Below are 25,318 nucleotides of genomic sequence, written 5' to 3'. Positions count from 1 at the left end.
TTTAAAATCAGAATTTATAATTGTTAAATTTTTGTTCTTTATGATTGCCAAGTTTATCTGCTATAAACCTAGTTAATTCTTTATCCTTTCTCCATAAAACCGTTCTTTTTATTTGTAAGTATTCATATAATTCATACGAGGAGATATTTTCTGAGCAAGATTCATTAATATAAAGTTCTACTTTATTTTTTATTTCCTCTCTCAATTGTTGCAGCCTCAATTCCCTCTGTTTCTTTCTCACTTCTGCAATATACTTATTACCTCTCCAATTACGGATTGTTTCAGGAGAAACTTTTAATTTAATACTCACATTCTTTATTGTGATATCCTCATTTATCTCAAACATTTCTTCAACAGTATTTTTCACTCTTAAAAATTGTGAGTTATTGCTCAGATTATAATCTTTTTTATTAGAGCCATCTTCATCGTACAATTCATTTATTACGTCAATATGATATCTATAGACTAAAAAATCATTGTAGTTTTCCCATATTCTCCATTTTCTGATTTCTTTTAATCCTATTTCTCCTCTAATCCCATTAAGCATACTTTTTAATTTATTCATATCTATCCTAAACTCTTTAAAAAAGTAGCAATTATTAAATTGATTCCTGCTTATGAAATAACATATACATCTTTTTGTTTTATCAATAGACATTTTTAAAGTAGCACTAAGTTGTTTTAAATTACTTATAGATATATTTACAGTTATCAATTCATTGTAAGCATGAATAAAATATGTTCGTTCTACAAGTTGATCATCCACATTTAATGCATATTCACAGCCACACTTAGTACAAAGAAGGTAATACTTTAATTCTGTCCCATCTTGTTTCTTTTTTTTGCTGGTCCCAGTTTTAACTAAAGATCCTAATTTCCCAAAAGAAGAACACCAAGGAGCCATACATGAAACATAATCTATTTTCTTTTTAGTTTGGAGTCTCGTCATAAACTCATTCGGAACTTTTAGTTTAAGTAATTGCTTCAAACTATAGTTTTGTTCTTTTAAAATATTCAATACAATACCCAAGTGCAAATTTTTCCTACATCCATTTGTACCTCTTACATGCTGAAGCAAACTGGATAATGAAGCATGTTTGTTCAAATTTCTAGTAACTAACGTTCTATCTAAATCCAATTTAAATCCATTCAATAAATACAATAAATTAAGTGGCATATTATTAGTATGAATAGACTGAACCTTATCCCCCCATAAATACTCCCAAGACTTTATTAAATGAGTGTTTATTTCTACAAGTACTTTTTTATCAAGTATAGATTTGCAATTTTTTAAAGCAAAATTACAATGGGGGCAGAAACCCATTATACATACTTCCTTAAAGAGAATATCTTTATTGCAATTGTGACACCTATCTATAAGAAATTTATTATGTTTTAAACAGCCATTTACTCCTACTACTTTCCATAAAACCTTATAATAATTACTTTCCTTTAGACAATCTGGACAATAATATAGCTTTTTCCTAATTAAATCTGTAAAATTACGTACTCTAGAGAAATTTTCATCAGTAAATTTTCTTATCACTTTTAAAAATGTTTTATTTAGCAGTGGCTGTCTATCTAATTTACTTACCTCTGATATTTTTTTAATATTAAGAATTTTTAATGGGTAAAAATCAATTAAATCTATATCATCTTTTTGCAAATAGTGTGAATTACTGATATTAAAGCTGGAACAGAATTTTAAAATATCGATACCATTAGCATTAGCTAACCTAATTAGGAAACTAGATAATAATTCGTCCTCATAAGGACTAACTCTTATTGTTAAGAAAGTTGGCTTCAATAATAACCTCTCCAAAAGTTTTTTACACCATTCTTCCCTTTTGGTATAGGTATATACTTCTTTTAAAGTTTTTCATTTAGAATATCATCAATAAAATCTCCTTGTATTATTTTATAAGCTTCATCAAGTACGTATGGTGTTAAGGTTGCCTGATCGAAATTCATAAATGACTCTTGAAAAACTCCTAGCAAATCATATGCTTCCTGTATTATAGGTACCAAATAACCTACTTTTCCTTTACTTTGATAATGTAGTAATTGAGGTAGTCCTGATTTTACATCTCCCAGGCCAATTTTCTTTGGAAATCTCAACTGTTCTTCTATTCTATTTAAAAATGAACAAAATTCTTCATTACATTCTGTAAAACGATGTATAGAATGTGGACGATATCTTGATTTATACTGTTCATCTAGAGTTCTTAATTCTGCTGCTTCAGGGGTACCCATTAAGACTAATGTAACATTCGTTTTATTAGCCATATGTTTTACGGCGTCCATAGCCGTATTTTTGTTAATACCCGAGGTCTGTATATTATTTACTTCATCTATAATGACCATCTTCACTCTTTGCCTAGCTATTAAGTGATAAGCACGAACCTTCAAATCGTTTATCTTAGGTACTCCACCTAAACGTGGAGAGCCTAACGCATAAATTAGTTCATGATAAAACTCTAATAAGGTAAACGGATGAGGGGCTTCCATATAAATCACCGGCTTAATATCAATTTCTGTTCCGTCTTCTTCGGTTAAAGTATATCCTGGGTATCTTTGAATATAGTTCTCCGCCATTTTAGTTTTACCTACATTTGATGGTCCTGTAATAAAAAGATGTCTAGTTTTCCCTATCCTTTTAATATGTGAATCCATAACTTTATAAATTGACTCAGCATTAGGAAGATCTACATTTATATTTAAAACTCTATCAGCAAACTCTGAAAAAGAATTAGATGTTGAGTTAGATGCCATTTTTCCACCCCCTTAATTTTCTTCCGAGCTTTCATTGAAAATTTTTACTGCATTAGCCATAAGTTGTTCATAGGTTAGTTTATTATCCTTACTAATTTTTTCTTTTTTACTTATATTAGTTACCTCAACGTTCCATTCCATTCTTTCCAACTGTTGTCTCGTTCTTCTATTTGTTTTATACATTTTCTCAATATCTTTTTGAAGAGCTGCTTTTGCCTGAATAATTTGGTCATCTGTAGTAATTTTGTTCCTTTTTAATTCTCCTCTGTCTCTTAAAAACTTCAACAACAATGTATAAGTATAAGCATTCATCCCTTGGACAGTTTCATAAGGAGGATTAACAATATTGACCCTTACAAAGTTATCTTCATTTGGAGGTTTAATATATATGTAAGATATATCATCAATATCATACTTGACTCTATACTTTACCTCTCTTTTATCTATAAGATGTGATAATGAATTATCTTTATAGATACGGTTATCAATCCGAACACCGTCCCTCGTATACGGTTTATATAATGTTGGTAATAAGGAAATCTTAAATAATTCTTCATCTTCTGTTTCTATAAAATCAGGTAGCCCGCTTTTCTTTAACCCTTCATGAAAACGCGCCATTGGTGAATTACAATCTAATGGCAACCCTGTATGCTTTTGAAAATGATAAATATCTGTTATATACTTCGTTAGAATTTCTCTTATATTACCAATAGTCAATAAAGCATTTTCTGATGAATCATACTCTCCCTTGTGGAAAATATTACTTTTAGTTGTACCCTGTAAATTGTGTAGAACTTGAGTATTAAATGTACCAATCAATCTTTCAATAGTTCCCCCATATCTAGGCGTTGCAATTGGACGAAACCTAATATTCGATTTTAAAGTTTCATTCACTAACCGCTTAATAGCAAGATTATGAAATTCTGGACCGTTATCAAATTGTATATTGTGTGGAATACCAAAAATCTCCCAATCATTAAAAGTTCCATATTGCTCCTTCGTATTTTTAAATAGAGCTCCTTGCTGAATTGCTTTTCTAACTCTATTAGCAGAAGGGGGCTCAAATGAGATATACATACACCAAACCATCCTTGAATATACATCTATACCTAATGTTATCCACGGTCTCCCTGTTATTGCACCATTTTTTTCGTCAATAACCTCTATATCCATACGGGTATGATCAATTTCTACTAGATGAAGTGGATAAAGTGCTTCATTATTGGCAAAACCTCTATTTACTTCTTCATACTTATTTATTGACTTTGTTCCGAACCTCATTCTTTCAACTACTTTAGGTGAGATTCTTTCAAATATTTTATACATAGTCTCTGATTTTATAGGTGGAACTCCATTCATCGAACATTTTATATTAATTAAATCAATAATTTTCGCTTTACTTTTACGGTGAAGTGTCAAGTAATCACTTTCAATTACTTCTTTAATTATTGGTATATATTCATCACTCAAACGAATTTGAATTTGATCTAGTATCATCTCTGGGTGTTTTGGGTGATTGATTATTAAGGTTTTATTATCATTTCGAAATTTATAACCTGTTCCTGCATTTGATATTAATCCTTCGTCACCCAATGACGGATTCTCATGCGCAACTTTACGGTAATTTGATAAATATCTTTTTATTGTTCTGTCTGACACAGAGTATTTTATTGCTATTCTCTTTATTATTATTTCCTGTTTTATTTTCCCTGGATTCTCATTTTCATTTAATAAGTCATTATAGTTCTCAAGAAACTCTACATAAGATGGATAGTGATTTTGTTTTAATTTTTCTAGTACCAACAAAGGTCTAATAATTTTTAAGCGTTTTGATACTTCTTCTCTTTTCTTTTCATCTAAAGAATCTAAAATCGATAAATAAATATTATTGTCTTTTTCAATAGACTTTTTGATTGACTTTTCTGCATGAAAAGACGGATTTGTTATTAACTCAAAATAATTAATGGATATTGCATCTCCACTATTATTTTTCCTTTTTAAAGTAATGATAGGTGGATCAATTGCCAAAATTATATATGTCATACCATAATAATTTACTTCTCCATTTAATTTCAGCTCACTAATATTCAAATAACTCACCATCCAAATTAAGATATGGTAGTAGCTGTTCATTTAGCTTTTTTAACTTAACTTCACTATACTGATCAATCTCATTTGTAATCTTGATTTGTAAAACTCCTGTGGCTATAAGATGGTGGATTACTGGAATTACTAGTAGTGGGTTAACTTTAGGTGCAAAACTAGAGGCAAGTTCATCTATTGTTACAACCTCCATATATTCTACTCGATAAATTATTTCAGGTATCCATTCATCGAATCGCTTTCGCTTACGAATGGCTCCTTGTAAAAATTTAATATTATACAATATCTCTTGTGGTAGTTTCTTCGGATAAATAACTCTATATTTCCATTGCTTTTTAGCTGCGTATTCTTGACATATTTTATTTATAAAATCATGTTTTTTACTTTCCTGTGGATTCTCTTTGATTTGAAATAATGTTGGTTTAGATCCAATACCAAATACCAACACATCGGGAATATGAGTCCAGCTTTTTCTATCCCCTTCTTTTGAAAGATGAGGAATATTAATTTCTACTGGTTGTACATAATATCGCTCCACTTCTCTAGCTAGTTCTAAGAAAAAGTAAAATAAACATTCTCCAATTGATTCATACTCAATTGTCCTCCCCATCTTATTACTGTAAAAAGAACCAGTAATATGATGTATTTTCCAACTTAATTTATTGCTAACTTTTCTCTTTGGAAAATACTCAATTTCATTCTCTTTCCAAATCCCATTTAGTACATCTTTATCAAACATAGGACCTCCAGTATATTTATTTCACCATGTATTACCATTAATTGTATAACTTCTACTAAATTTGAATAAAAGGAGTAATAAGTTTATAATAATCCATTTTTATAATATTTAAAATATTCAAAATTAAAAATCCATTTTTGATTTATCGTTTGATGTAACTAAACTAATATATACGAGTGTGTGATGCTAAAACTAAGTAAAATCGAATAAAAACCATGTATTCCTCTTGTTTCTATAATTTTAGACTTACTGTAGGTACCTTCATAATTAATTTATCTCTTCAATAGTATTTGTATAAACCATTTTCAATCTTGACAATCCATATGCGATTCATTTTGTCCAGTTTTAACTTTCTTAAAATATATGAGTTTTTTCAAAACTACCTTATTAACTACATACACAATCATTTCGTCTGCTCTTTTAGTCCAAGATAATCATTAATAGCAAACAATAAAGAATCCAACTCTCTCTTCGAGCGTCGATTAGAAATACTACCAAGCAATTTAACAGTTAACTGATTTTCCATAATTACTTCTGACTTAACCAATTCTTTTGTTTTGATTCCCATTATCTTCGCAATCTGTTCGATACGTTCCGATTTTAGAATACGTTCTCCTTTTAACATATACTCTACATGGAATAAACTTACACCTAATTGTTCAGCTAACCATACAAATGATTTCTCTTCACTCTCTAACCATTTAATTACTTTGCCTATTACTAAATCGTTAGTTTTCATACATACTCCCGCCTTCCCATAAACTTGTTATATTTATCTTTATCCATAAAAAATGTGTGCATCTTAACTAAATCCCAATGGATTAAGTTAGTCGCCTTTTAATATTTCTACTAATTCATTCAAGTACTTTCAAAGTAATTTTGAAATTTCCTCATTTTATCAAGGAACATTATCAAGGAACAACCGGGTTATCAAAGAAGTGATTTCTTTAGACAAACTGAGGTACTGACATATTGTTTGAAAATATAAGTTATAACCTCTTCTTACTATCATTTTTTTCAGTATATATTCTTTTGATTAATCAGAAAATCTTTCTCAGTGAAATTGTTGCATTGCAGAAACTAACTAAACTTCAGCTCTTTTCATTTTTTCATTTTGTGTAGTAAAGATATATTTAAATTCCACAAAAGAACTTCACAAAATTGTCACTTACGAAATATTTCTAATATCTATATACTAACTCAAGTAACGGAAGGAGTGTTGACATATGCCAACTACTAGAAAAGAAAGTCTCTATTTTGGATTAATAATGTGTTTTGGAATGGTACTTTTTATGACTTTTTATAATTTTTATCTTAATGATACATTTGGGCATATATCATTGTTAGGCGGAATTACTGATTTTTTAATAGGCTTTATTGTTGCTATAATTCTTGACTTGTATCTAGTAGGACCTATAGCTAAAAAAATAGCTTTCAAATTAACAGCAAATACATCAAATGTTCTATTTAAGGTTCTAACAATATCTACATGCATGGTTATTGGAATGGCTTTTTTTATGTCCATCTATGGTTTGTTAACAAGTTATCTTCACAATGGTTTGTATTCCAATTCGGTTCTCAATCAATTCCTTTCTGTATTTGGTAGGAATTTTATTGTAGCCTTGCCTTTGCAAATTATTATTATTGGTCCAATTGTACGCTTCCTATTTACTAAGTTTATAAAAACTTCTCAAAATAACTTAGTATAAAAAAATTAAGTTGAGCCAGCTATAATAGTTAAATTCAACAATTGAGATTTATTCTTTTGGGTTACTTTTTACTGAATAAGTTTTCGAGAGTATAAAGATCAATGCAACCACATAAATTCTTCAAACAAAATCTCAAGGTAAGAAAACTACCCAACCTTACTTAAATTAGTATTCTTTTTATTTTCAAATTTGATTCTACTTGAAAGCCATTATTGTAAAAGGGTTATAGTTGAAATAATTTTATAGCCAATCGTAAAAACTGTAGTTTGATACAAAACAAGATTTAATTTTCTCCTCATGCCTAAGCTAAACACCTAGAGACAATCAGTTTAAAATCATAACTTAATATACGGTTCATAGGAATTTATTTCTTAATTAAAATAGGTGAACATATATAAAATTATTAAAAATAGCACATAAGATATAATGTTCCAGTTCATAATGAGTTTCTTTTATCTTCCTACGATCACTTCTATATAAGGAGTGATCGTTTTGTTTAAATCGCTTTTTTTTGCACATAATTGAATCAATAGTATCAAAAAGTAGGCGAAAAAATGATAAAAAAATGTATAGTGTTTCCTCTTTTCGTTTTCCTCATATTCCTTTTATCAGGATGTTGGGATGCAACAGAACCTCAACGTATGTATTATGTTAACGCTGTGGGTGTCGACTACGAAGATAATAAATACAAAGTTTACTTACAAATCATTAACTTTGCTGATGTAGCTAAAACAGAGGTACCCACTGGTAATGTTGCTCCAGCTGAAGTTGGTTATGCAGATGGAAAAACGGTTGAAGAAGCTATTTATAAATTATATCGATCTGCCGATCAAGAAATATTTTGGGGGCATATAAGGTATCTCCTTTTTTCAGAACGCGCTCTAAAGAATGAGAGAAGTATTCCTGTTATTGATACATTCATTCGTTTTCGGGAAACTAGATATAACATATGGGTTTTTAGTACAAAAGATTCTATTAAAGATGTGTTGTTAATCACACCTATCTTAAGAAATTCTTTAACTTCTTCGAAATTAAGCAATCCAATCAATACTACAGAACAAGAATCTTTTATTGATCCGGTAAACCTTCGGGATTTAATGATTGGACTGAATGAACCAAGTCACGAAATAAGTATACCTTATGTATCAGTAATGAATAATTGGGAAGATACTGATGGACCTACTGAAGAAACCACTTTTGCAGGTATCGGAATCCTTTCAAAAGATGGTATCAAGGGATTTATAAAAGATTCTAATGCAAGAGGTAACCAATGGATGCATGATGAGACAAATAGAGGTGAAGTTACAATTAAATTAGACGGTGAAGAAAGAGATTATCTTACAGTAGACTTAGACAAGTTAACTGTTGAAGTTAAGCCTCTTGTAAAGAATAGTGATTCAATAAAATTTAATATAGACATACATGTACATGCTACTCTTAATGGATTTAAAGGAACCATTACCACGCAAGAAATAAGGAAAAAAATAGTGGAGCAGGTAAAAAAAGAAGTGCTTGAAACTTATGAAGAAGGCTTGAAAATGGATGCTGATGTATACCGATTGTCAGAGTACCTTTATCGAAGTAACGTTAAAATGTGGAAGAAAATCGAAATGGATGGAAAGATACCTTTAACAACAGAGTCAATCAATGAAATAAATATTCACGTTGGTAAGATTAATCCTGGAAGAAAAACTTATGTGGAAACGATTACTGAATAATCGAGATTGGGACCTTAAAGCCGAGTAATCTCTAAATTAACATAACATCATCACTAGAGAAACCAAACTATTCGGAAACACTTTGTGAGCGTTTTAATGAATAGTTCGGTTTCTAATAACTACCAGTCTCATAGTCATCAGACACAAAGATACATTTTTTATTTTATATTGATTGTATTTTTTAGGCCCTTAAATACCTTTGATGACTCCAACAGATAAAATGATATAATTTTATATAGTTTTATCTCTATTTTTATTTATTTCTTCTATTAGCGTTGTACCTTCAATATCAATATTCGGAATTATTTTATCTAATGACTTTGGTAAATACCAAGCTGATTTACCCATCAATATCATCACAGCAGGTACAATTGTTAATCTGACAACAAATGCATCAAATATAATACCGAATGTAAGGGCAAAGCCCATTGATTTTATGATAGGATCTGGTGCGAGCATAAACCCTGTAAAAACAGAAATCATTATTAAACCCGCAGCGGTCACTACACTAGAACTATCCTTAATTCCTACTAAAACAGCTTTTTGTGCATCACCAGAATGTACATACTCTTCGCGCATTCGACTAACTAAAAATACTTCATAGTCCATAGCTAAACCAAACAATATACCAATGACGATTACGGGTAAAAAGGCAAGTACCGGACTTGCAGTAGGGAATCCAAATAGGTCTATTAGATTTCCGTCTTGAACAACAAACACAACAAACCCTAATGTTGCACCTAAGGAGAGTAAAAAACCTAATACAGCTTTTAAAGGGACTAAAATTGATCTAAACACAATTACCAAAAGAATAAATGCGAACAAAACAATAATTGTTGCAAAAATAGGTAAAGAGTCATTCAATTTTTCTGAGATATCAATATTTACAGCTGTCTGTCCAGTTACCTTCAGACTGACATCATCAGATATTTCTGTATTATTAGGTATATTTCTAATCTCGCGTACCAAGTCTTTAGTGCTACTATCATTTGGTCCCGTTTTAGGAGTTACGGATAGCATATAGTATTTCTTATTTGGACTAGGAATAGGTGGAGAAATATATTTAACATTGTCTATTTTTTCAATTTCCTTTGAAACTACTAATAATTCTTCTTCATTTTTTAAATCTTCTGCTTTTAATAAAACAATTAATGATGCATGATATCCTGGACCATATCCCTCTGAAAGTAAGTCATAGGCTCTTCTCTCAATGGTATCTTCGGATTTAGTCCCGTTATCAGGTAATCCCAATTCCATATGAAAAAATGGTGTACTTAAAACCAGAAGTAATACAATTCCAATGATTGTCACTATTAATGGTCGCTTAGTAACGATATCCCACCAAGTATTTGACTTGTTCTTTCTACTAGTGAGTTTCTTTAAAAATGTATTTTTACGATTAGGACCAATTTTATGTCCCATAATTCCCAATATTGCTGGGACTAAAATGATTGCCACAAGTATGGCTAATAATACACATACAGCTGCTGTTAATCCCATCATAGTTAGGAAAGGTATTTGAGCTACAGCTAAACCTAAAAGGGCTATTATTACAGTGACTCCCGCAAATAATACAGCACTTCCAGCAGTGCCATTTGCGATTGCTGCTGCATCTTCTACATTATGCCCTGCAGCTAGCTCTTGTCTAAATCTAGAGATAATAAATAAAGAATAGTCAATACCAACTGCTAAACCAAGCATCGCTGCTAATGACATCGAAAAAGATGGTATATCGAAATAATTAGTCCCGATAATAACTAACAGTAGTCCTATACCTAGACCTATCGCAGAAGTTAAAATAGGCATACCAGCTGCTAAAAATGAGGTAAATGTAATAGCTAAAACTAAAAATGCAATTACTACTCCTATAACCTCTGTTACTCCTCCAATTTCTAATTCCGAAAAGGTAACATTTCCAGCTAATTCAGTTTGTATACCTGCATTATTTGTAATCGCTATTTTTTGAATAATCTTTGCTTTAGATTTCTCCGATACTTCTTCAGGTGGCGAATTAAAAGAAACAACTGCATAACCAATTGTTTTATCTTCACTTAGATTGCCTAATTCTAAGGGCGAAGCAACAGATATAATTTTTTTATCTTTTTTAACCTCGTCAAGTAATTCAGTTATTTTTTCATTAACAGTATCTGATTCTAAAGTTTCTCCCTTTGGTGCCTTAAATACAAGATTTATAGCTCCTGGTGAAGCTTCATCTTTGTTTGAAAATTCCTTTTCAAGTATTTCACCAGCAGTTGCTGATTCTGTATTTGGAATAGATATTTCTTCATTAAAAGCAGGTCCAACAATTAATGCGAGCAATGCTACTATCAATAGGGTAACAATAGCTCCTCCCATAACTCTATTCTTGTGATTAACTGCCCATCTACCAAGTTTAAACAAATACTTTGACATTTTTTCTCCTTCCACTACCACTACATTTTTTCTAACAAAGCTACTATCCTAGTTTAAACTGGATTGTAAATTAAAAAATCGTACATATGGGCATCATCCACATGTACGAATGGGCAAAACAAATATTTTATAAATGAAAAATGCCTTTTTCTAAAGCAATGGCAACTGCCTCCGTTCTTGAATTTACACCAAGTTTATTATATACATTAGTTAAATGTGCTTTCACTGTTCGTTCTGCAATCCCCATATCATGGGCTATCTCCCTACTCTTGAATCCTCTTGCAATAGCCTGTAATATAAAAATTTCTTTTTCCGTTAAATTAGCTGCACCATTTTTATAATTGGATGTATGATTTCTCTTAAATTTCATTAATTTATTTATAATATCTGGTTGTAATAATGTCTCGCCTCTTATAGCAGATTCTAATGTTCTAAATAAATTATCTCTACTGGTATCTTTTAACAGATAACCTTTTGCACCTAATTCAATACCTTTTACCATTAGATCATCCTCATTATAGGTAGTTAAAATGATAACAGGTATCGAAATGTTTTTTTCATTCATTCTTTCCAACGTTGTTAAACCATCCATAAGGGGCATTTTTAAATCTAATAATATAACATCAACCATATTTTTTTCTAAAAATTCAAGTGCTATTTTACCGTTTTCTGCTTCTGCTACAACTTCGAAAATATCTTCTGTTTCTAGAATTAGTTTTAAACCTTCCCTAACAACGAAATGATCATCTACAACCAATACTTTGTATGCCAAATTCTACCCCTTCTTTCACATTATAATTGAATGGTGAAGAGTACTTTAGTTCCCCCATCGATTTTACTTTCAATTGTAAGTTCCCCACCAATTAATTTAGCTCGCTCATACAACCCTAAAAGCCCGTATTTCCCTCTTTGATTCTTCTCTTTTTCAATCGAAAATCCTATCCCATTATCCAACACTTCCATCAATAATCTATTGTCTACTACATATATTTTTATAGTTACTGTAGTGGCCTTAGAGTGTTTCATAATATTTGTTAAGCACTCACTTAGAATAAATATAATTTCTTCCACTACCAAAATAGGTAATGAAGGGATGATGTCAACTTTACATTCTACAGTAATTGGTGATAATTCTTTAAACTTAGTGACTTCATATAAAACGAAATCTTTTAAATTAGATTGGATACTCTCTTTAGAACGAAGGTTATCGATGGCTATTCTAGCATCATTTAAAGTCTGTCGAGCCTGAATTAAAGAGTTATCTACAATTTCTTTTGATCTATTTAAATTTCCTTTTTGTATATAGGCATCAATTGCCTCTAACTGCATAATTAAACCGACTAAACCTTGAGCCAAAGTATCATGTAAGTCTCTAGCCATACGTTGTCTTTCATTGGCTAAAGTTAATTCTTCCACTTTCATTAAGGCTACCTCAAGTTGATCTAGATAAAATTCTGTCCGGACTCTAGCATTTAACTGCTTATTATATATTACATAATAAAAAATCACGGTTATAAGTATAAAAAAGAATAAAGGAATATAAATTGTTAATTCTTCTATACCATAATTAATCCAAATAGCTAAGCAATATAATAAATAAGATGGGGTAAATACAATGAATACTTTTATTTTACTATTAAAAATAGTAATACTTTGTGCTATTAAAATGGGGAAAAAACCAATCAAGACAATAAATGAACCTTTGGGAATAAGAAGAGCAGCAGCAAATACAATTAACATTTGTATAAAAAAATAGAACCATTTACGTTTCTTACTGAGTTTTTCAGAAAAATTATATAATAATAGATGAATGCCAATAAGAGTACAAAATAAAAAACTAGGTATAAAAATCACTTGTTGAACATTTTGCACTATTAAAGCTCCAATACATACTGAACTCGCCCAAAAGATAAGAGCAATACCTGAGTCTGTAAGTTTAGACAAAAACAAATCTATAAGCTTAGTTATTTTTAAATACATCCATAATAACCACCTTTTAATTTATATTATATACTACTAGTATTATTGCTTACCTTCCCTTTCATGCATGTACTTTAGTGATGTATTTGTTTGGTTATCCGCATTTAACAAAATATATTATTGAATGTAGAATAGAGCCATGGACACACTCTGGTTAAGTTAGTATCATTATAACCAAGAGAGGACGTGTCTTTTTTATGAGTCAAAAACGATACAATCAAGAATTTAAACAAACTGTAGTAGAGCTTTATCACTCTGGTACATCGGTCAGTCAACTGTCTAGCGAATATGGTGTCTCTGAAGTAACTATTTATAAATGGATTAAGTTACACTCCCCAATTGAAGGTGTAGAAGAATTAACTGCAGCAGAAGTTTCTTCGATCCAAAAAGAAAATCTTCGATTAAAGCAGGAGATTGAAATCTTAAAAAAGGCTATGACCATATTCGCGAAAAAGTAACAGAACAAGAACTCATTGACCATATTGAAAACGAAAGCGAACATTATCCTATTCAACTAATGTGTCGCGTTTTAAAGATACCCAAAAGTACGTATTACCAGTCTTTCCACAAGAAACCTAGTGTCTATGAAGTTGAAAATCAAACAATTACGGTGCGTATTTGTGCCATTCATAAAGAAAGTGATGGACGATATGGTGCACCAAAAATCCATGCACAGTTACTCAAGGAAGGCGTGAAAGTTAGTATTAAACGTGTACAGCGACTTATGAAAAAAGCTGGTATTCGCTCGAACATCACAAAAAAGTACCGTCCGACGCCAACACAAAAGCCTGTGGAAGAACGTGAAAACGTACTTGAACAGGACTTCCAAACAACGACGATTAATGAAAAGTGGGTAGCCGATATTACGTATATCCATACGATCCGCGATGGATGGTGCTACTTGGCGTCGGTTCTTGATTTACATACGAAGAAAATTGTAGGGTATAAATTTGGACGAAAAATGACCGTAGATTTGGTCGTTGTGTTCACACATAAAAATCTTTGTCCATCATTTCCTCCTGCCTTTCCCCTTTCAAACCCTTGTCCTGCTTAAGCTCATGCCTTTCTCCATCTTCTGGAATAGAAAAAAGTTTGTCCTGCCTTTCCCCCACTTTTGCTCAAACTTGTACCGAATTTTCATAGTCGCAGACATAAAAAACTTTGTCCAAAAATCAAGTATTTCTCCTTCTTTTTCTCCCGCTTTTCTCCTGCCATTCTTCTATTTCTCCTGCATTTTCCCCTGCCTTTTTCCGCTCCTTTTCTCATGCTTTCTTTCTTGAAATCCCTTATTTTTCAAGCTATTTCATGCTTTTAATCAAACGTTTAATTACATCGGCTGACGTACCAACGGTACGTATCCTTGCTTTTTCTCCTGCTTTTTTCATGCAAAAAAGACCGAAGGGCGACCAGGCTTTCACCCTAATTTCCCTTCAGTCTTGACCAAACTTTTTTATTTAAGGACATACATTATTGTGTAAACCCAAAGTTTTTTAGGTGTGTACACGTTGATGCATTGGATCACACTGTACAAGCACAAAATCCAGCGCCAGGATTGATTATCCATACCGATTTAGGTACGCAATATACGAGTGAAACATTTCAAAAAAAACTAAAAAAACACGAAATGATTCCGTCGTTCAGCCGTAAAGGTTGCCCATACGATAACGCCTGTATCGAGTCTTTTCATGCGACATTGAAAAAAGAAGAAGTCTATCGAACGCGCTATGAAAATTATGAAACAGCTAGAGTCGCGCTATTTAAATATATTGAAGGTTGGTATAATCGCAAACGCATTCATGGTGCAATAGGCTTATTAACGCCCGAAGAATGCGAAAGAATATGCCGAACTACAGCATAAAACAGTGGGATTCAAGCAATCTACCCCTTCCTATTTGGGGCGCAACCTCCATGGATTTCTCGCTCTACATCCCGTGTAGTCTGTCAAAGGCTCTTTTCACTTTGACTGGCTACACGGGATGTGGAACACTCCATAAATGGTGGTTGCCACAAAACAAAACTTAACTTTTATGTGTCCGGTATCTTGACATAGATCCATATTTATAGCAACAGTTAAGGGTAATAAAAAATGAATATAGTTATGTAGTTGAAGAAGGAACTCTTCAGTCAACCTAATCGCACCGAAAAAAGAAGTATGTAAAGTTTAAACGTACATACACACTTAAGATGTCCTTCTCAATTTATATTCTCCTTTTTTATCCTCTAACTATGAAATAGTACTTGGTCATTTCTGTTACCTTTTGAATTAATTACATCAAATAATTTAATTTCTTGCTCTTCATCTAAATATTTAAAGGCAAAAAGAACATTTGATAATATTGAATTTCGTACATTTCTTTTGAAGTTTTGATCAAACTCTTTTATAAAACGATCGAATTTAATTCCAAATCATTCCATTATTTTATACATTAGTCAGATCAACTTTCAAAACTACATAGACAACCTAAAGTTTTAAAAAACAAATGAAGAGCTGTTTAATCATATGTTATTGATTAAACAGCTCTTCATTTGAGTATAGTTAATATAAAATGTATTGAAATATAGTCACTTTTTTGTTGTTTAACAACCAAAATTTATATGTCTAGTTCCGGTTGTGTGACCCTCACAAAATGTTTATCTTTTATTGTACTTTTCCAGCTATTATGATCCTAATCATTTATAGCTGATAAATGACAATATTAGTTATAATAATTACATGAGTTTTCATACTTATTTTTAATCAATCGTACTATAAAAAGACAAATTGAATGAAATTTAAACCTTGATACAGCAGCATCAAAACTGTACCAAGGTTTGTTATAGTGTCAATTTATCTTATATTTATATGACAAATATAATTATAAAATATGACAGCATTAGTTATAACTCACAACATTAAATCTAATTTTTGTTCTTACTCAACAGTTACCGATTTAGCTAGGTTACGTGGTTTATCTACATCACAGCGGCGGTGAAGTGCAGCATAGTAGCTAATTAATTGTAAAGGTACTACTGATACAAGCGGTGTTAGTAATTCATGAACATGCGGAATGACTAAACGGTCGCCATCTTCATCAATGCCTGCCATCGCGATAATACATGGATATGCACCACGAGCTGCTACTTCTTTGACATTACCACGGATGTTTAATCCTACTGAAGCTTGTGTGACAAGCGCAAACACAGGTGTACCTTCTTCGATTAAGGCAATTGTTCCATGCTTCAGTTCTCCACCAGCAAAGCCTTCTGCTTGGATGTACGAAATTTCTTTTAGTTTTAAGGCACCTTCAAGGCTGACATAGAAGTCCATATTACGGCCAATGAAGAATGCGTTGCGTGCGATTTTTAAGTAATCTTCTGCAATGTCTTCTAGCACATCTTTTGAATCAATAATTGTTTGGATGCCATTAGCGGCAATCGCAAGCTCTTGTTTTAAATCAAATTCTAAGCCTTTGCCATTTGCCTTTGCTGTCACATAGGCTGCTAATGCAAGTACTGCTACTTGTGCCACATAAGCTTTTGTAGAAGCTACAGCAATTTCTGGACCTGCATGTAATAACAATGTATGGTCAGCTTCACGTGATAACGTAGAGCCAGGTACATTTGTGATCGTTAATGTTGGATAGCCCAACTCTTTAATTTTTACAAGTACTTGACGACTATCTGCTGTTTCTCCTGATTGTGTAATGAAGATAAATAATGGTCTTTCTGAAAGTAATGGCATGTTATAGCCAAATTCACTAGAAATATGCACTTCTACAGGGATACCGGCCATTTTTTCGAAATATTGTTTACCGATAAGACCCGCATGATAGCTTGTGCCCGCTGCAATAATATATAAACGATCTGCTGCTCGTAAAGCTTCTAAAATCTCCGCATCAATCGTTAAATCACCGTTGTCACCTTCATATGCTTGAATGATTTTACGAATAACTGTAGGCTGCTCATCCATTTCTTTTAACATATAGTGTGGATATGTGCCTTTTTCAATATCACTCATATCAAGCTCAGCAGTATATGGTGCACGCTCTACTACAGTACCATCTAATTTTGTAATTTCCACACTTGCTTTGTGTACGATAACTACCTCTTTATCGTGAAGCTCTACGTATTGATCTGTTACCTGTAGCATCGCCATTGCATCTGACGCAACAACATTGAAACCTTCACCAATTCCAACTAGAAGTGGTGATTTATTTTTTGCTACAAAGATTGTATCTGCTGCCTCTGCATCTAATAGTGCCAGTGCATAGGAGCCATGTAATAGAGATAATGTTTTACGGAAGGCGTCTGCAGTGCTTAGACCATCTTTCACAAATAACTCTACTAATTGCACAATAACCTCTGTATCTGTATCAGATTTCATTGGAATGCCTTTTAAATATGTTTTTTGCAATAAGTGATAGTTTTCAATAACCCCATTATGCACAAGTGTAAAGCGTCCTGATGCACTTTGATGTGGGTGAGCATTTAAACGATTTGGCACACCATGTGTTGCCCAACGTGTATGACCAATACCAATTTTCGCAGCAACATCTTCATCTACCGCTTCTCGTAAATCTGCAATACGCCCTTTTTCTTTGAAAACCGTTACGCCTTCTTCGTTACGTACTGCAATACCCGCTGAATCATAACCACGGTACTCTAGCTTTTCTAAGCCTTTTAATAGAATTTCCTTTGCATCTGATTCACCAATATATCCTACAATTCCACACATAATTCTCGTCCTCCGATAATGTCAATTTAACGCAATGACAAACTAGGCCTCATCCTATCGAATTTTTTTGAATGTACAGCGAAGCTTTATTTTTATAAAAAATAAAGCACTCCAATACACACAAGCTATTCAGCCAACTGAATAGAGACCTTCGATATGTGAAGCTTCATCTATTTATCTATTGCTTTTACAATACCTTCTCCATTTTCTGTACATTCAATCACTCAAATGCTTTCAAAATGGAAAATGACAATCGGGTATGTCGATTGGGAGGCATCCGCCGAATTTTCGATAAACCTCCACCTCGTCTGCTGAAGATCTTTTCGTCCGACTTCTTCAGCTCAGGCGCTATAATTGTTTTCCGATTTTACGCTTTCTTCCCTCCTTAGGCGTTCGTTAAAGGATAAGGTCGGACCTCATCTTCAACTTCTCCATCATACTCAATCATATGCTATCCGTCAAATTTTCGTTATAAAAAACACCTAGTCCTAAAGCTTTTTCGTGACAAATATGTAGACAAAGCGATACATAAGCACTTTGATAAGCATTGTAATAGAAATTAGGCACAAGCATTTAAAATGCTTGTGCCTATCCTTTATTTACTGTCTAATAATTTAACAATTTCTCTATTAAATGCAGGAAGATCATCTGGCGTTCTACTTGTTACAAGCTGTTTTTGACAGACAAATACTTCTTCATCATGGAAGATTGCCCCTGCATTTTCTAAATCCACTTGGATGGATTTATAACCTGTGGCGTCACGCCCATTTAATGTCTTTGCAGTAATAAGAAGTTGTGGTCCATGACAAATGGCAAAGGTAGGCTTCATTTCATCCATAAAGGACTTTGCAAATGCTACTATACGATCATCCGCACGTAATATATCGGGAGAAAAACCACCAGGAATAAATAATGCATCGTAATCTGTAGCTTTTACTTCATCAATGCCTTTATCAATTTTCACGGACTCTCCATGCTTACCCTTAACTTCCTTGCCTGCTTCGATATCAATTGTTACTAGCTGATGCCCAGCTGCTTCCAACGCTTCTTTAGGGCTTGTAAACTCAATGTCCTCAAACATATCTGTTATAACTGTAGCAATTTTAGCCATATCAATTAAACACTCCTTGTTATTGTGACTCCTAATTACTGTTCCCCATCTCGCTTATTTAAAACATTCCTTTCAAATAAGTAAACCCGATTTCCTGTTTACGGAAATCGGGTTTACACTCTATTTCTTATTCTGTTAGGCCCATTTCTACACGTACAACATCTGCAATACGCTCGACAAAACGCTCACAATCCGTTTCTGTTGCTGCTTCCACCATGACACGTACTAATGGCTCTGTACCTGAAGGACGTACTAAAACACGACCATTTCCAGCCATTTCAGCTTCTACCTCTGCAATTACTGCAGCTACTTTCGCATTATCAGTCACAGCATGCTTATCTGTTACACGCACATTGACAAGACGCTGAGGGTAGATTTTCATTTCAGCTGCAAGTTCTGAAAGCTTTTTACCCGTCGCTTTCATAATGTTGACAAGCTGAATTCCTGTCAGTAAGCCATCACCTGTTGTATTAAAATCTAGAAAGACGATATGCCCTGATTGCTCGCCACCTAAATTGTATTCATTCGCACGCATTTCTTCCACAACATAACGATCACCTACAGCTGTTTGTACACTTTGCATACCATTGTCAGCCACAGCTTTATAGAAGCCCATATTGCTCATTACTGTTGAAACAATTGTTTGCTTCTTTAAACGCCCTACCGCATTTAAATGCTTACCAATGATAAACATAATTTGGTCACCGTCAACAATTTTTCCGTTTTCATCTACAGCAATTAAACGGTCTCCATCGCCATCAAAGGCTAAACCAACATCTGCACCTTTTTCAGTAATAAATTTAGCTAGTCCTTCTGGATGTGTTGAGCCTACACCATCATTGATATTTAAGCCAGTTGGAGAAGCACCCATTGTAGAAATGTCAGCTTCTAAATCAGCAAATAAATGTGTAGCTAAAGATGAAGTTGCACCATGTGCACAATCAAGCGCTACATGGATACCATCAAATTCTTCATCCACTGTTTGCTTTAAGTATTGAATATATTTTTGACCACCTTCGAAATAGTCACTTACAGATCCTAAATCTGCTCCTATAGGACGTGGTAATGTATCCTCTTGCGCATCAATTAACGCTTCAATTTCCGCTTCCTGTGCATCTGTTAGCTTAAAGCCATCAGGACCGAAAAATTTAATACCGTTATCTGCAACTGGGTTATGTGAAGCTGAAATCATGACGCCTGCATCTGCGCTCATAATTCGAGTAAGGTATGCCACACCTGGTGTTGAAATAATACCCAGACGCATTACCTCTACCCCAATTGATAAAAGACCAGCCACAAGTGCACCTTCAAGCATCTCGCCTGAAATACGTGTGTCACGACCAATTAAAACCTTTGGACGGTCAGTTGCATCTTTTGTTAAAACATAGCCGCCTATACGACCAAGTTTAAATGCAAATTCTGGTGTTAATTCACTATTCGCGACGCCACGGACGCCATCTGTTCCAAAATATTTACCCATTCTACTTATTCTCTCCTTCAATGCAAGACAGTGCCTAGTGAGTTTCTATCAAGCATTAGACACTTGTCCGCTTACTTTTGGAAAAGTCTGCTTTTGTTCATTCATTGGTAATTATTAATATTCCACTCTGCCAGTTTGTTTGATGAAACCTGAATTACAAACCTGATTGGATTTTTGATTTAGAATCAAAATAAAATTATAGTCACATATTGTTTAAGAATCAATATCTTCCGATTCCTCAGTTGACTTATTTTTATCAGTTGTAGTACTCTCATCTGTCACATCAGGTTCTTCAGTTGGAGGTGGCGTTTCCTCTGTAGAAGCTGGTGTTTTCTGCTGTTCTTCTTGTTCAACCTTTGTAATATCTGCCTTCACCTTTATTTTCTTGTCAGATATTTTTGTCACACCATCTGGTAATTTTACATCAAATTCATAAGTTTTGGACTCAGTAATTTTTGACAGGTCAACTGTTATTGGAATGGATGTTAAACTGTCAATAATTGATTTTCTACCATACACTTTGATCATTTTCGGTGTAAATGTTAATGAGTTAATGGTAATGTCTTCGGCAGCTTGCCCTGTTTCCTTAAGGACAACTGGGATCTCTCGACTATACTCCGCTATATCTACTTGAACTTTCACAATTTCAGGTTCAATAGTCACGTCTAACTTATTTAAATCTCTATCTAATACTTTTACAGCTGCTTCCTGCGTGAATGATTGCTTCAAGCCCTGCTCTCCTGTAACAGTTGCTTTTACATAACTAATGCTTTCAATAGCACTTTTTGCACCTGTTACATAAACAGTTGGCGGGTTGGCCGTCATTTCTTTTAAGATAAAACCTTCTTCGATTAAACGTTTGTTCATTTCAGGGTCCACTCGGAACTCCTGCGTGACCTTTTCCTCAATATTCACATGAACAGTTGCAGGGTCTAATGTCACCTTTAACTTTTCTGAAATATTTTCGTATTGCAGTTTTACATCATGCTCTCCCAGCAATAAATTGCTCAAATCCGCAAATATAGAAAAATCCTTAGCTCCCTTTGCTTTTAAAACCAATGCCATCGGACCTTCTATCGTTACATCCACAGTTTCAGGTAAACCTGTCACAATAAGATTCTCATTATCGTAATAAACATCCACTGGAACATCACGAATAACATCCGTTTGTTCATTTGAGGTAGCTTTATTTAAAGGTGACAACTCAGTACGCACTGAGAAAAAAAGCAAAAACGCTAAAAATAGCGCGATGATTCTAAGTACCCAAGGGCTATCCATCATTTTATCCATTCTTTTTCCCCCTCCAAGTCAACTTAGAGGATGCATTTGATTCTTGTACTGATCCGAACCACATTTTTCTTAATAATGTTTCAAACTCCTCTAGAGATAGATTTCGATGGAGATTACCATTTAATGTTATACTAATTGCGCCTGTTTCTTCTGACACAACAATTGTAATAGCATCTGTAACTTCACTTAAGCCAAGAGCAGCACGGTGGCGTGTCCCTAACTCTTTTGAAATAAATGGGCTTTCAGATAAAGGTAAATAACAAGCCGCTGCTGTAACTTTATCTTTTTGCATAATAACAGCCCCATCATGTAGCGGGGTATTTGGTATAAAGATATTAATCAGTAATTCTGATGAAATTTCAGCATTTAGCCCTATACCTGTTTCAATATATTCATTAAGACCTGTTTCTTTTTCAATAGAAATTAACGCACCTATTCGACGTTTAGCCATATAACTTACAGACTTCTTCATAGCCTCAATAAGTCTTGTTTGTTCTTCTTCTTCTTGACTTGATGAACGTTGGAATAGCTTTCCTCGTCCAATTTGTTCTAAACCACGTCTGATTTCAGGTTGGAAAATAATAATAATCGCTAGGAAACCAAACTCAATAACTTGTTGTAGCATCCAGCCAAGTGTTTGTAACCCTAAAAGGTCTGTTGCAATTCGTGCAATAATAATGACGAATATTCCCTTAAGTAATTGGACAGCCTTCGTACCTTTAATGAGGGTTAAGACTTTATAAACAACGTACCAAACGAGCAGTACATCAATGAAGTTAATAACAATATTCACAGGTGTTAAATCCGTGAAATGTTCGATAATTTGCACGTGGCATCCCCCACTTTTCATTACGAATCCATACACATTCAAGTATATCACATTCTTATCAAATGTAACTTTTTTCAAATAAAAAGTCTACTCAGAAGAGTAGACCTTTCAGCCTCTCACGTGCACTATTTTTTAGGACGTATAGAGTGTTATTTAGTTTCTTCTTTTTCCTCAAATGTCATGGCTGTCTTAACAGAATTTTTAATTGTATACCATAACCATTCAAATACTTCGTCAATTTCTTCGATTCTCCCTGAAACTACCGCTGAAGATGCCATATATTGCCCGTTGATTACTGTGACGTTGCCATCAACTTCACCTTCAACAATCAAATCGCCATTTTTCACAACAATATCGCCTTTTACCACTTCTCCTTCAGGGACAATCACTGTTTGACCATCCACAACTAAATTAGGTTGCTTGGTCACCGAGAAATGCTGGTCATCCATGAAGCTACCCAATAATGTAGCACTCATGAATAAGCAAAATACTGCTGCTGCCACAAAGAACGGATGCCGGCGAATCCATTTTTGTATACCTACTCGACTTTTTGGTTTTGGTAAACGAGCCATAACTGCTGCTTCAAAACTCGGAGGCGCTGTAATGTGGGAAGCACTCTTCACAAAGGCGATTGTTTCACTCAATTCTTGCATCAACTGTTTACAATCATTACATGTATGCAAGTGTTGTTTCAACTCTTGCTCATGCTCACGACTAATGTCACCGTCTAAATAATCATGCATATAGTCTATAATATGCTCTGGACAAGTATTCATGACGCTCCCCCTCCTACAGATTGTTTAATTGCTTACGTAATGCCTCACGTCCGCGGTGAATCCTCGTTTTCACCGTTCCAAGCGGCATATCTAAAATCTCGCTAATCTCTTGTAACGATAACTCTTCTATATATTTCAATACTATAACCGAACGGTATTTATCCGGCAATCGTCCAATTTCATATTGAATGCGATCTTGCAGCTCCATTTGTTCTAACTGCTCCTCTGGTAGCTGGTCATCTGCTGCGATTTGCGAATACATATCAAGCCCTTCTGTACCAGCTACTTCTGCATCTAAATAATAATCCGGTTTCTTTTTTCGAATACGGTCAATGCAGAGGTTTGTCGCTATGCGATAAAGCCACGTTGAAAACTTTCTTTTCTGATCAAATGTATGCAAGTTCATATAAGCTCGCACAAAAGCCTCTTGAGCAATGTCTTCAGACTCTTGTTTGTTGCCTAACATTCGATAGCATACTTGGTACAGTTTGTGCTGATAGAGACTCACAATATCGGCAAATGCGTTTTGATCGCCTTTAAGCACTTGTTTTATTCTCTTATTTACTAACGCATCCATTGTGTTGACTTCTCCACCTTTACAACTGTCTTATACTATACGAAGCACCAATAAGAAAAGTTTCGTTTTAATTCAATTATAGCAAAAGATTTTTATGCAATGTGGCAACAGGCAATTTTTTGTCAAATTTTCTTTAAACTAGTGTTTCGCCAAATAAAGATCCCATTAATGCAACAGCCACATTTGCTGTTGTATTCTTTTCATCTAATATAGGATTTACCTCTACAAACTCTGCTGAAGTTACCATGCCTGATTCTTGTAACATTTCCATTGCTAAATGGCTTTCTCGGTACGTAATTCCGCCTGGAACTGGTGTACCCACACCTGGCGTATAAAGTGGATCTAATCCGTCTAAATCAAGTGATAAATGTAAGCCATCAACATTTCGTTCCTTTAAATAAGCAAGTGCATCTTCCATCACACGTGTCATGCCAAGTCGGTCGATTTCATGCATTGTATATACTTTAATTCCTTGTTGACGTATCAATTCACGTTCTCCTGGGTCTACTGAACGAGCTCCAATTATAATCACGTTTTCTGGCTTAATTTTTGGAGCATAGTTGCGAATTTGCACTAAACGTTCATGTCCTAGCCCAATACTAACGGCTAACGGCATCCCATGTATATTGCCTGAAGGTGTTGTTTCAGGTGTATTTAAATCTGCATGAGCGTCATACCAGATAACACCGAGATTTTTGTAATGTTCACCTAATCCAGCTAATGTTCCAATAGCAATGCTATGGTCTCCACCAAATACGAGTGGGAATTTCTTTTGTTCCACTACTTCATGCACACTATTTGCTAATGCAGTACTAACATCTACAACTTCCTCTAAATTTAGTAATTTTTCATCCACAGCTCCGTCAGCAAGCTTTTGACTAACACGAATATCCCCTTGATCCTGTACATCGTGTCCGATAGCCTCTAAACGTTCAACAATACCTGCATATCGAATAGCACTTGGTCCCATATCTACCCCACGGCGTGTTTGTCCGTAATCTGTTGGTACTCCAATAATAGAAATATTAAGTTTATTCATGTTTTTATACCCCCTAAAAGTTATAAGATTATTGTAAAGCCTACATACCACTTGGCTCAACTCGACAAA

The 25,318-nt window shown here is 33.8% G+C and carries 19 protein-coding genes and 1 pseudogene; 4 read left to right on the top strand and 16 right to left on the bottom strand.

The genetic code is table 11. The features are described from left to right. Nucleotides 1–7 precede the first annotated feature (7 nt). The 5 genes from ACHZEU_RS14795 to ACHZEU_RS14775 form a co-directional block, all read right to left on the bottom strand. Nucleotides 8–1,807, bottom strand: coding sequence for a TniQ family protein (locus ACHZEU_RS14795; RefSeq protein ID WP_305193647.1), 1,800 nt, complete (start codon nt 1,805–1,807; stop codon nt 8–10). Nucleotides 1,808–1,869: 62 nt separating this feature from the next. Further along, the gene (locus ACHZEU_RS14790; protein WP_279493410.1) at nt 1,870–2,772 is read right to left on the bottom strand and encodes a TniB family NTP-binding protein; all 903 of its coding nucleotides are present in this window, start codon (nt 2,770–2,772) and stop codon (nt 1,870–1,872) included. 12 nt (nt 2,773–2,784) lie between these two features. Continuing rightward, nucleotides 2,785–4,863 (bottom strand): Mu transposase C-terminal domain-containing protein, encoded by a 2,079-nt coding sequence (locus ACHZEU_RS14785; RefSeq protein WP_279493411.1) that lies wholly within the window; start codon nt 4,861–4,863, stop codon nt 2,785–2,787. Next, on the bottom strand, nt 4,853–5,614 hold the full coding sequence (locus tag ACHZEU_RS14780; protein ID WP_279493412.1) for a hypothetical protein: 762 nt from the start codon (nt 5,612–5,614) through the stop codon (nt 4,853–4,855). Before ACHZEU_RS14780 ends, ACHZEU_RS14785 begins: the two co-directional genes overlap by 11 nt. Before the next feature lie 403 nt (nt 5,615–6,017). Beyond that, nucleotides 6,018–6,353 carry an XRE family transcriptional regulator gene (locus tag ACHZEU_RS14775; protein ID WP_279493413.1) on the bottom strand — a complete coding sequence of 112 codons (336 nt, stop codon included), beginning with the start codon at nt 6,351–6,353 and terminating at the stop codon, nt 6,018–6,020. A 487-nt stretch (nt 6,354–6,840) separates the two neighbouring features. Between ACHZEU_RS14775 and ACHZEU_RS14770 the strand changes: the two genes are divergently transcribed. Both ACHZEU_RS14770 and ACHZEU_RS14765 read left to right on the top strand, forming a co-directional pair. Then, a complete protein-coding gene (locus tag ACHZEU_RS14770; RefSeq protein WP_279493414.1) occupies nt 6,841–7,323 on the top strand; it encodes a DUF2798 domain-containing protein in 483 nt (160 codons plus the stop codon). 554 nt (nt 7,324–7,877) lie between these two features. Continuing rightward, a complete protein-coding gene (locus tag ACHZEU_RS14765) occupies nt 7,878–9,041 on the top strand; it encodes a Ger(x)C family spore germination protein (RefSeq protein WP_279493415.1) in 1,164 nt (387 codons plus the stop codon). Nucleotides 9,042–9,272: 231 nt separating this feature from the next. On the opposite strand, the gene ACHZEU_RS14760 is transcribed toward ACHZEU_RS14765, so the two are convergent. From ACHZEU_RS14760 to ACHZEU_RS14750, 3 genes are all read right to left on the bottom strand, one after another. Beyond that, nucleotides 9,273–11,453 (bottom strand): MMPL family transporter, encoded by a 2,181-nt coding sequence (locus tag ACHZEU_RS14760; protein ID WP_279496404.1) that lies wholly within the window; start codon nt 11,451–11,453, stop codon nt 9,273–9,275. A gap of 127 nt (nt 11,454–11,580) precedes the next feature. After that, nucleotides 11,581–12,225, bottom strand: coding sequence for a response regulator transcription factor (locus ACHZEU_RS14755; RefSeq protein ID WP_279493416.1), 645 nt, complete (start codon nt 12,223–12,225; stop codon nt 11,581–11,583). A gap of 20 nt (nt 12,226–12,245) precedes the next feature. Continuing rightward, the gene (locus ACHZEU_RS14750) at nt 12,246–13,433 is read right to left on the bottom strand and encodes a sensor histidine kinase (RefSeq protein ID WP_279493418.1); all 1,188 of its coding nucleotides are present in this window, start codon (nt 13,431–13,433) and stop codon (nt 12,246–12,248) included. 197 nt (nt 13,434–13,630) lie between these two features. On the opposite strand from ACHZEU_RS14750, the pseudogene ACHZEU_RS14745 reads away from it, so the two are divergent. Continuing rightward, nucleotides 13,631–14,415: pseudogene (locus tag ACHZEU_RS14745) on the top strand (IS3 family transposase); the annotation flags it as partial. 531 nt (nt 14,416–14,946) lie between these two features. Beyond that, nucleotides 14,947–15,291 (top strand): transposase, encoded by a 345-nt coding sequence (locus ACHZEU_RS14740; protein ID WP_404803510.1) that lies wholly within the window; start codon nt 14,947–14,949, stop codon nt 15,289–15,291. A gap of 1,053 nt (nt 15,292–16,344) precedes the next feature. Here the strand turns inward: ACHZEU_RS14740 and glmS are convergent. The 8 genes from glmS to rocF all read right to left on the bottom strand — a co-directional run bounded on the left by glmS (nt 16,345) and on the right by rocF (nt 25,249). After that, nucleotides 16,345–18,147: a glutamine--fructose-6-phosphate transaminase (isomerizing) gene (gene glmS, locus ACHZEU_RS14735; RefSeq protein WP_054549731.1), complete on the bottom strand. Its 1,803-nt coding sequence runs from the start codon at nt 18,145–18,147 to the stop codon at nt 16,345–16,347. 595 nt (nt 18,148–18,742) lie between these two features. Beyond that, nucleotides 18,743–19,258 carry a type 1 glutamine amidotransferase domain-containing protein gene (locus tag ACHZEU_RS14730; RefSeq protein ID WP_054549732.1) on the bottom strand — a complete coding sequence of 172 codons (516 nt, stop codon included), beginning with the start codon at nt 19,256–19,258 and terminating at the stop codon, nt 18,743–18,745. A gap of 127 nt (nt 19,259–19,385) precedes the next feature. Beyond that, nucleotides 19,386–20,738 carry a phosphoglucosamine mutase gene (gene glmM, locus ACHZEU_RS14725; RefSeq protein ID WP_279493419.1) on the bottom strand — a complete coding sequence of 451 codons (1,353 nt, stop codon included), beginning with the start codon at nt 20,736–20,738 and terminating at the stop codon, nt 19,386–19,388. 213 nt (nt 20,739–20,951) lie between these two features. Then, on the bottom strand, nt 20,952–22,028 hold the full coding sequence (locus tag ACHZEU_RS14720; RefSeq protein WP_404803509.1) for a YbbR-like domain-containing protein: 1,077 nt from the start codon (nt 22,026–22,028) through the stop codon (nt 20,952–20,954). Continuing rightward, the gene (cdaA, locus tag ACHZEU_RS14715; protein WP_009370548.1) at nt 22,021–22,857 is read right to left on the bottom strand and encodes a diadenylate cyclase CdaA; all 837 of its coding nucleotides are present in this window, start codon (nt 22,855–22,857) and stop codon (nt 22,021–22,023) included. Before cdaA ends, ACHZEU_RS14720 begins: the two co-directional genes overlap by 8 nt. 149 nt (nt 22,858–23,006) lie before the next feature. Next, nucleotides 23,007–23,633 carry an anti-sigma factor gene (locus ACHZEU_RS14710; RefSeq protein ID WP_009370547.1) on the bottom strand — a complete coding sequence of 209 codons (627 nt, stop codon included), beginning with the start codon at nt 23,631–23,633 and terminating at the stop codon, nt 23,007–23,009. A 13-nt stretch (nt 23,634–23,646) separates the two neighbouring features. After that, nucleotides 23,647–24,210: an RNA polymerase sigma factor SigW gene (gene sigW, locus ACHZEU_RS14705; protein ID WP_004225410.1), complete on the bottom strand. Its 564-nt coding sequence runs from the start codon at nt 24,208–24,210 to the stop codon at nt 23,647–23,649. Nucleotides 24,211–24,343: 133 nt separating this feature from the next. After that, nucleotides 24,344–25,249: an arginase gene (gene rocF / locus ACHZEU_RS14700; protein ID WP_004225412.1), complete on the bottom strand. Its 906-nt coding sequence runs from the start codon at nt 25,247–25,249 to the stop codon at nt 24,344–24,346. Nucleotides 25,250–25,318 lie beyond the last annotated feature (69 nt).

Source organism: Lysinibacillus sp. S1 (genome assembly GCF_044986265.1).
Lineage (GTDB): Bacteria > Bacillota > Bacilli > Bacillales_A > Planococcaceae > Lysinibacillus > Lysinibacillus capsici.
The sequence above is the reverse complement of the archived record's forward strand: the minus strand, read 5'-3'. Positions and strand labels throughout refer to the sequence as shown.